The organism is Synechococcus sp. B60.1, from assembly GCF_047462555.1.
GTDB lineage: Bacteria > Cyanobacteriota > Cyanobacteriia > Thermostichales > Thermostichaceae > Thermostichus.
This window is the reverse complement of the sequence record NZ_JANSJN010000071.1, coordinates 5,814-14,797: the sequence shown is the minus strand read 5'-3', so window position 1 is coordinate 14,797 and position 8,984 is coordinate 5,814. Positions and strand designations below refer to the sequence as shown.

At 61.7% G+C, this 8,984-nt stretch carries 5 protein-coding genes; 2 read left to right on the top strand and 3 right to left on the bottom strand.

Going from position 1 to position 8,984, the window contains the following annotated elements; all coding sequences use genetic code 11:
* Positions 1-392: 392 nt before the first annotated feature.
* The gene (gene ileS / locus NW863_RS09040; protein ID WP_414365878.1) at positions 393-3,158 is read left to right on the top strand and encodes an isoleucine--tRNA ligase; all 2,766 of its coding nucleotides are present in this window, start codon (positions 393-395) and stop codon (positions 3,156-3,158) included.
* A gap of 65 nt (positions 3,159-3,223) precedes the next feature.
* Here the strand turns inward: ileS and cysK are convergent, their stop codons facing one another.
* Entirely contained in the window at positions 3,224-4,204 is a 981-nt protein-coding gene (cysK, locus tag NW863_RS09035; protein ID WP_414365875.1) for a cysteine synthase A, read from the bottom strand.
* Between the two features lie 174 nt (positions 4,205-4,378).
* Here cysK and dxs point away from each other — a divergent pair, with 174 nt between their 5' ends.
* On the top strand, positions 4,379-6,334 hold the full coding sequence (gene dxs, locus NW863_RS09030) for a 1-deoxy-D-xylulose-5-phosphate synthase (RefSeq protein ID WP_414365874.1): 1,956 nt from the start codon (positions 4,379-4,381) through the stop codon (positions 6,332-6,334).
* Between the two features lie 2 nt (positions 6,335-6,336).
* Here dxs and NW863_RS09025 read toward each other — a convergent pair whose 3' ends face one another.
* Both NW863_RS09025 and zwf read right to left on the bottom strand, forming a co-directional pair.
* Complete coding sequence (locus NW863_RS09025) at positions 6,337-7,251, bottom strand: tetratricopeptide repeat protein (RefSeq protein ID WP_414365873.1); 915 nt, start codon at positions 7,249-7,251, stop codon at positions 6,337-6,339.
* A gap of 173 nt (positions 7,252-7,424) precedes the next feature.
* Entirely contained in the window at positions 7,425-8,978 is a 1,554-nt protein-coding gene (zwf, locus tag NW863_RS09020) for a glucose-6-phosphate dehydrogenase (RefSeq protein WP_414365877.1), read from the bottom strand.
* Between the last annotated feature and the right edge of the window lie 6 nt (positions 8,979-8,984).

The window sequence follows — 8,984 nt, the reverse complement described above, 5'->3', positions numbered from 1 at the left end:
CTAGCGGGCCTTCAACTGGAACCTGACTGCCGGGAGGAACTCCAAGCGAGCCAGAACGCGAAGACTCCTCAGCAAGCTAAGGATCTGAGTTCAGGCCGTTAGAGAACAGCCCCGGCGCACAGCCGGCTGAACCCAACTTGACGACCCTTACAACTACTACTATCTGGCATCCGCAGGAACCTCCCTTACTCAACGACATCCTGAGGCTAGCACAAATCTTTACCAAGTTGGCGGGCCGGATCCCTTCTCCCCAAGAGGGCTCCAACAAGGGGGATCTCAGGAGACACCGCTGAGGAGAGAGCAACAGCGTAGGATAGAAGGACGCCCTTTAGCCTGCTCAAATTGCCGTGGACTACAAAAGTACCCTCAACCTGCCGCAAACTCAGTTTCCCATGCGGGCGGAGGCCGCCAAGAGGGAGCCCGCCATCCAAGCCTTTTGGCAGGAAGAACAGATCTATCAGCGTCTGTCGGAAACCAATCCCGGGGATCCCTTTGTGTTGCACGATGGGCCGCCCTATGCCAATGGCGACATCCACATGGGCACCACCCTCAACAAGATTCTCAAAGACATTGTGAACAAGTACCACATTCTGCGGGGGCGCAAGGTGCGCTATGTGCCCGGCTGGGATTGCCACGGCCTGCCCATTGAGCTAAAGGTACTGCAAAGCCTCTCCCCCCAGGAGCGGGAAAGCCTTACCCCCCTGCAACTGCGGCAAAAGGCCAGAGAGTACGCCCTGCACTACGTCAACGTGCAGCGGGCCAGCTTTCAGCGGCTGGGGGTATGGGGGGATTGGGATCGGCCCTACCTGACCCTCTCGCCGGAGTACGAGGCGGCCCAGATCGAGGTGTTTGGTCAGATGGCCCTCAAAGGCTACATCTACCGCGGCCTCAAGCCTGTCCACTGGAGTCCCAGCTCGCAGACGGCCCTGGCGGAAGCAGAGCTGGAATATCCCGACAACCACGTCTCCCCCAGCATCTACGTGGCTTTTCCTCTGCAGAGCCTCAGCCCGGCGGCGCAGCCGGTTTTGGAGCCTTTTCTGCCGGGCTTGCGGGTGGCCATCTGGACCACTACCCCGTGGACGATCCCGGCCAACCTGGCCCTCTGTTTCAACCCCAAGCTCACCTATGCGGTGGTGGAGTCTCCCCGCTTCGGCCTGCTGTTGATTGCTGCCGATCTGCGGCAGCGGCTGGAGAAAGTTCTGGAGACCCCCTTAGAGGTCAAGGCCACGCTGCCGGGATCCGCCTTAGAATACTGCCAGGGACGCCACCCCCTCTTTGACCGTGCCAGCCTCTGTGTTTTGGGGGACTACGTCACCACCGAGTCCGGCACCGGCATTGTCCACACGGCGCCAGGCCACGGGGAAGACGACTTCAAAACCGGCCAAAAGTACGGCCTGCCCATCCTCAGCCCTGTGGACGAGCAGGGGAGATTCACCGCCGAGGCCGGATCCCAGTTTGTCGGGCTGGATGTGCTCTCCAAAAAGCCGGAGACCAGCGGCAACCTTGCCGTGATCAAAGCCTTGCAGGCTGCCGGCGCCCTGCTCAAGGAAGAACCCTACAACCACAAATATCCCTACGACTGGCGCACCAAGGAGCCGACCATCTTCCGGGCCACGGAGCAGTGGTTTGCGTCTGTAGCCGGCTTCCGAGAGCTGGCCCTGCAGGCCATCAAAACCGTGAACTGGATCCCGCCGGAAGGGGAAAACCGCATCACCGCCATGGTCAAAGAGCGCTCCGACTGGTGTATCTCCCGCCAGCGGGCCTGGGGTGTGCCCATCCCTGTTTTCTACGACGAAGAGACGGGCGAGGTTCTGCTCACGGCCGAGACCCTCGAGCACATCAAAGCCATCTTTGCCCAGGAGGGATCCGACGCCTGGTGGAAGCGTCCGGTGGAAGAGCTGTTGCCGGAGCAGTACCGCCGCAATGGCCGCACCTACCGCAAGGGCACAGACACCATGGATGTCTGGTTTGACTCCGGCTCCTCCTGGGCGGCGGTGGCCAAGGCCCAGGGGCTGGGCTACCCGGTGGATCTCTACCTGGAAGGTTCCGACCAGCACCGGGGCTGGTTCCAGTCCAGCTTGCTGACTTCCGTGGCCGTCAATGGCTGTGCCCCCTACAAAGCAGTGCTCACCCACGGCTTTGTGCTGGACGAAAAGGGCCAAAAAATGAGCAAATCCCTGGGCAACGTTATCGATCCCCTGGTGCTCATCAACGGCGGCAGCAACCCCCAGACGGATCCCGCCTATGGCGCCGATGTGCTGCGGCTGTGGGTCTCCAGTGTGGACTACTCTGGGGATGTGCCAATAGGCAAGACCATCCTCGGGCAGATGGCGGATGTATACCGCAAGATCCGCAACACAGCCCGCTTTCTGCTGAGCAACCTTTATGATTTCAACCCAGCGCAGGATGCCGTTCCCTTTGCAGCATTGACGGAGTTGGATCGCTACATCTTGCACCGCCTAAAGGAGGTGGGAGAGGAAATCACTGAATCTTTTGAAAGCTACCAGTTCTACCGCTTTTTCCAGGCGGTTCAGAACTTCTGCGTGGTGGATCTCTCCAACTTCTACTTGGATATTGGCAAGGATCGCCTCTACATCAGCCACGCCCGCAGCCGGCGGCGGCGGCAATGTCAGACGGTGCTGTCGCTGTTGCTGGAGAACTTGGCCAAGGCCATCGCCCCCGTGCTCTCCCACCTCGCAGAAGAGATCTGGAGCTACCTTCCCTACCCCAAGCCTACCCGCTCGGTGTTTGAAGGGGGCTGGATGCAGCTGCCAGAGCAGTGGCGGGATCCCCAGTTGGCGGCCACCTGGGAAAAGCTGCGGGCGGTGCGGCAGGAGGTGAACAAAGCCCTAGAGCAAGCCCGCACCGACAAGCTCATCGGCGCTTCCACCGAGGCCAAACTGATCTTGAAGGTGACGGATCCCCATCTGTACTCCCTCTTGGAAGAGCGGGCGGCAGAGCTGCGCTACTTGTTCATCACTTCCCAAGTCGAGCTGGTCAAGGCTGACCCTGCAGAGGAAGACCTGCAGGTTGTCGTTCAGCCGGCGGATGGGAAAAAATGCGTGCGCTGCTGGAACTATTCCACCCGCGTGGGGGAGTTTGCCGAACACCCAGAGCTGTGCGAGCGCTGTGTGGCAGCCCTGGCTGGCGAATTTTGAGCGTCGGATGGATTTCGGATGTTGGGGAAATGACTGGAGGAGCTCTCCCTGGGGGAATTCCTGGCTTAGGTTGGGTTGGCCTTCAGGATCCCGGCATCGGCTTCCTCCCGCTCCAGGTCGCGGAAGAGGGGGGTGCTGAGGTAGCGCTCGCCAAAGCTGGGCTGGATCATCACAATCAGCTTGCCGGCGTTTTCCGGTCGCCGCCCCACTTGGATAGCTGCGGCCAGGGCCGCGCCTGTAGAAATGCCGGAGAGGATCCCTTCTTCTTTGGCCAAGCGGCGGCTGTAGACCATGCTCTCTTCGTCGTCTACTGCAATCACCTCATCCAGCAAGTCGCGCCGCAACACATCGGGCACAAACCCTGCCCCAATGCCCTCGATGCGATGGAAGCCGGGCCGCCCCCCACTTAGAACAGCACTTGCCTTGGGCTCGACGGCCACCAGCCGAATCGAGGGTTTTTTGCTTTTGAGAAACCCGCCCGCCCCTGTGATGGTGCCGCCGGTGCCCACCCCCGCCACCAGGATATCCACTTGACCATCGGTGTCCTCCCAAATCTCGGGCCCGGTGGTGCGGGCGTGGATCTGGGGATTGGCGGGATTGGTAAATTGGCCCAGCATGTAGGCGTTGGGGGTGCGGCGCACAATCTCTTCCGCCTTCCAGATAGCCTCCCCCATGCCGCCGGCGCTGCTGGCCAGATGTACCTCTGCTCCGTAGGCTTTCAACAGCAGCCGCCGCTCCAGGCTCATGCTCTCGGGCATGGTGATGATTAGCCGATAGCCCTTGGCTGCTGCCGCCATAGCCAGGCCGATGCCGGTGTTGCCGGAGGTGGGCTCCACCAAGATGGTCTTGCCAGGAGTGATCAAGCCGGCTTGCTCCGCTGCCTCGATCATGCTGACGGCAATGCGGTCTTTTACCGATGCCGCCGGGTTAAAGCTCTCCAGTTTCACCACGATCTCCGCCCGGCATCCTTCCGCTTGCGGGATCCGATTCAGCCGCACCAGCGGCGTGTGGCCAACGAGCTGAGTGATGTTATCGGCAATCCTCATAGGCAACAACAAGCCAATTCAAGGCCACCTCGAGAAGCTGGGCCTTTGTCCGATGCTAACCCTACCAAGGGATCCCTGGCCGCTGTCGGCCACCTGAGGAGGTGGCTGGGGCAACCGGCCACTTTGGGAAAAGGATGATTTAGAGTGGGAGTGCACCGAAAGGACTCGTCTTCTATGCACCTGAGTGAAATCACTCACCCCAACCAGCTCCGCAACCTAAACCTCGGCCAGTTGCGCAGCCTAGCCCGCCAGATCCGCGAAAAGCACTTGCAAACGGCTGCCAACTCCCCAGTCGGCTGTCACCTGGGGCCGGGGCTGGGAGTGGTGGAGCTGACCTTGGCCCTTTACAAAACCCTGGACCTGGATCGCGACAAGGTGATCTGGGATGTGGGGCACCAGGCCTATGCCCACAAGATGCTTACTGGCCGCTACCACAACTTCCACACCATCCGCCAGAAGGGGGGTATCTCTGGCTACCTCAAGCGCAGCGAGAGCCGCTTCGACCACTTCGGGGCCGGCCACGCCTCTACTAGCATCTCGGCAGCCCTGGGCATGGCCATTGCCCGCGACCGGCGGGGAGAAAACTTCAAGGTGGTGGCCGTTATCGGCGATGGCGCCCTGACAGGGGGCATGGCCTATGAAGCCATCAACCACGCCGGCCACCTGCCCAAGACCAACTTGATGGTGATTCTCAACGACAACGGCATGTCCATCTCCCCCAACGTGGGGGCGCTCCCGCGCTATCTAAACCGCCTACGCCTCAGCCCGCCGGTGCAGTTTTTGACCGACAGCCTGGAGGAGCAACTCAAGAATCTGCCTCTGGTTGGCTCCAGCCTCAGCCCGGAAATTGACCGCATGAAGGAAACGGTGAAGCTGGTTACCGCCGTGCAGAACAATAAGGCCGGCATTATCTTCGAGGAGCTGGGCTTCACCTATGTGGGGCCGGTGGACGGCCACAACCTGGCAGAATTGTTGGATGCCTTTGAGTTGGCCCACGGCATCTCTGGGCCAGTGCTGGTGCATGTGGCCACGGTGAAAGGCAAAGGCTACCCGCCAGCGGAAGCGGAGCAGGTGGGGTATCATGCCCAATCCCGCTTTGACCTGGCCACCGGCAAGCCCTACCCGCCCAGCAAGCCCAAGCCCCCCAGCTACAGCAAGGTCTTTGGCCATGCCCTTTGCAAGCTGGCGGAGCGGGATCCCCGTATCATCGGCATTACGGCGGCCATGGACACTGGCACCGGCCTAGACAAACTCAAGGAAAAGCTGCCGGATCAGTTTATAGATGTGGGGATTGCCGAGCAGCACGCTGTTACATTGGCTGCCGGTATGGCCTGCGAGGGGATGCGGCCGGTGGTGGCCATTTACTCCACCTTCCTGCAGCGGGCCTACGACCAGATCATCCACGATGTCTGCATCCAAAAGTTGCCGGTCTTTTTCTGCTTGGATCGAGCGGGGGTGGTGGGAGCTGACGGCCCAACCCACCAGGGCATGTACGACATTGCCTATCTGCGCTGCATCCCCGAAATGGTGCTGATGGCCCCCAAAGACGAAGCGGAGCTGCAGCGCATGGTGGTGACCGGGATCCAGTACACCCAAGGCCCCATTGCCATGCGCTACCCGCGTGGCTCCGGCGTGGGGGTGCCCCTGGCAGAGGAAGGGTGGGAGCCCATTCCTATCGGCAAAGCCGAGGTGCTGCGCAGCGGCGGCGAGGTGCTGATCCTGGCCTATGGGTCGATGGTGCATCCCAGTTTGCAGGCGGCGGAGATTTTGAAGGAACACGGTATCTCCACCACTGTGGTCAACGCCCGCTTCGCCAAGCCTCTGGATACCGAGCTGATCCTGCCCCTGGCCCAACAGAGCCGCCTGGTGGTGACAGTAGAAGAGGGCTGCCTCATGGGCGGGTTTGGCTCGGCAGTGGGGGAAGCCCTTCTGGATGCCGATATCCGGGTGCCTTTGTTGCGCCTGGGGGTGCCGGATGTGTGGGTGGAGCACGCCACTCCTGAGGAGTCCTTGGCGGATCTGGGCTTGAACAGCGTCGGCATTGCCGAGCGGATCCGGGCCAAGGTTGAGAGGCTGCAGGAACGGATGGGCGCGGGATCCCCGGCCCAAGCTGCTTTGGGCGGCCCCTGAGCCTACTCTTCTGAGAGCCCCATCTGCCGGTTGAACTGCTCGACGGCAGCTTGCTGCAGAGCCTCGGCAACGGGGCGGCTGCGCAGGAGAACTTGCACATCCCGCAGCAGCTTCTCCCGCCACAGGTTCTCCCGCAGCACTTCTAGCCGGGCATAGCTGGGATCCAGGCGCACAGCCTTGGCCCCCAGCTCCTCGGCTCGTCCGGTTTCTCCCCGAATGTAGAGAGCGGTCGCCAAGGCCAAGTAGGGCTCTGCCACAGAGTCGTTCATCTCTATCGTGCGTTCCCAGCGCTCGATAGCAGCGTCGAGATCTCCCTGCTCGTAGTCCACCAAGCCGATGTTGTTCATGGCCGGCCAATAGGCGGGATCCAACTCCAGGGTCTTCTCATATTCCCGCCGGGCGGGATCCCATTGATCCAGCATTAGATAAGCATTGCCCAGTTGGAAGCGGGCGTTGGGGTTATCCGGTTGCAGGGCCACAGCCCGTTCCAAAGCCTCGGCGGCGGCAAAGTAGCTGCCCTGTCGCAAGTAAGCCGCTCCCAGCGAGTAGAGAATATCGGCGTCGTCAGGAGCCAGGGCGCGGGCCTTCTGCAGCGCTTGCACCGCCTGGGCGTAGTCTCCCCGCTCCAGGTGGACGTTGCCCAAAACATAGAGCAGCTCGGAGGAGTTGGGCACCATGGCCACCGCCAGTTGCAAGCGGCGCAGCGCCTCTTCTGTCTGGCCAAACTGGGCCAGCCGCAGCGAGTCAGTGGCCAGTTGCAGGGCCTGGGCCCGCATCAACTCCCCATTGGGCAGGGGAAGGTGCAGCAATACTTGGGCTCGAGCGGGATCCCCTCTCCCTACCCCCAACACCATGGCAAAGCCCAGCGGCAAGGTTAGCAAAAACCGGACAGGTAGCCGGAATACCAGTGGCGGCATGACACCCACGCAAAAACAGGTCATGCCCATGTTAGCTGCAGCAACCGGGGATCCTTCCTGCCAGGGCTGGTTCCAACCAGATGCATGTTTGCGCCGGCGGCGCGGAGCACCATCTCTAACTCCCCTCTCCCTTTGGGAGAGGGGCCGGGGGTGAGGGCAGCGATTCAAACAAACTAGAGACGTCGCCACCGCCGCCCCGACTGGGCCAGCAAGTCTTCGGCGGCCTTGGGCCCCCAGGTGCCGGCCTCATAGGTGTACAGCGGCGGTGCGGCATTGCCGCCCTTGTCATGGCCAGGCGGCGCCTCCCAGGCCGATAACACCGGTGTCACCACCCGCCAGGCGGCTTCCACCTCGTCGGCGCGGGTAAATAGGGTGGGATCCCCCAGCAGGCAGTCCAACAGCAGGCGCTCGTAGGCATCCGGGGTGCTCGACCCAAAGGCAGTTCCATAGCGAAAATCCATTTCCACCGAGCGGGTGCGGATCTCTGGCCCCGGCATCTTGGCCTCAAAGCGCAGGGAGATGCCCTCGTTGGGCTGGATGCGCAGCACCAGGATGTTGGGGCTCACCTCCCGGGCTGCCGAAGGAAAAAGAGAGAGCGGCACCTGCTTAAAGTAAATGGCCACCTCGGAGACCTTCTTGGCCAAGCGTTTGCCGGTGCGCAGGTAAAAGGGCACTCCCTGCCACCGCCAAGTGTCGCATTCCAATTTCAGGGCCACGTAAGTGGGGGTTTGCGAGTTGGGGTTGACATTGGGCTCTTGGCGATAGCCTGGCACCGGCTTGCCGGCAATCCAGCCGGGGCCGTACTGGGCTCGCACCGCTGCCGCGGCTACATTGCGCAGATCCGCCAGGCGGGTAGCCTGCAACACCTTGGTCTTTTCGTTGCGTACCCCGTCGCCGCGTAATGAGACAGGTGGCTCCATAGCAGTGAGGCAGTAGATCTGCATCAGGTGGTTCTGCACCATGTCCCGCAGAGCACCGGCAGCATCGTAGTAGCCAGCCCGATCCTCCACCCCCACCGTTTCCGCTACAGTAATCTGCACATGGTCGATGTAGTTGCGGTTCCAGAGGGGCTCAAAGATGGTGTTGGCAAAGCGGAAGACCAGCAGGTTTTGCACCGTCTCCTTGCCCAGGTAGTGGTCGATGCGGTAGACCTGCTCTTCCTGACAAATCCGCTGTACGATGCGGTTCAGCTCCTGGGCCGAGGTGAGGTCGTGGCCAAAGGGTTTTTCAATCACCACCCGCGTTTTGGCCGGGTCAGCCAACATCCCGGCTGCCCCCAACTGTTGGATGGCCTGGGCGTAGAAGTCCGGCGCCACCGCCAGATAAAACACCCGGTTGCCGCGGGTGGCCCGCTCCTCATCCAGTTGGCCGAGGAATTGCTTGAGACGCAGGTAGCCCTCGGCATCGCCAAGATCAAGGCGACAGTAGAACAGGCGGCGGGCAAAGTCTTGCCAGAGGGCTTCTGGCCCCAGATCTTGGGGGGCAAATTCTTCCAGGGCCGCCCGCATCTTGTCCCGATAGATCTCGTGGCTCCAATCGCGCCGGGCCACTCCCACCAAGGTAAACTCCGGCGGCAGCCGTCGCTGCACAAACAGCCGGTAGTAGGCCGGGATCAGCTTGCGGGCCGCCAGATCCCCGGAAGCGCCAAACTGTACCAGGATACAGGGATCCGGAACGCGCTCTTGGTTGAGGCCAACGCGCAGGGGGTTTTCAGCCAGGGTCACCATAGAGTC

Excerpts from the sequence above, each read along its gene's own strand:
- ileS (WP_414365878.1), top strand. The coding sequence starts at position 393 with ATGCGGGCGGAGGCCGCCAAGAGGGAGCCCGCCATCCAAGCCTTTTGG.
- cysK (WP_414365875.1), bottom strand. The coding sequence starts at position 4,204 with ATGAGGATTGCCGATAACATCACTCAGCTCGTTGGCCACACGCCGCTG.
- dxs (WP_414365874.1), top strand. The coding sequence starts at position 4,379 with ATGCACCTGAGTGAAATCACTCACCCCAACCAGCTCCGCAACCTAAAC.
- NW863_RS09025 (WP_414365873.1), bottom strand. The coding sequence starts at position 7,251 with ATGCCGCCACTGGTATTCCGGCTACCTGTCCGGTTTTTGCTAACCTTG.
- zwf (WP_414365877.1), bottom strand. The coding sequence starts at position 8,978 with ATGGTGACCCTGGCTGAAAACCCCCTGCGCGTTGGCCTCAACCAAGAG.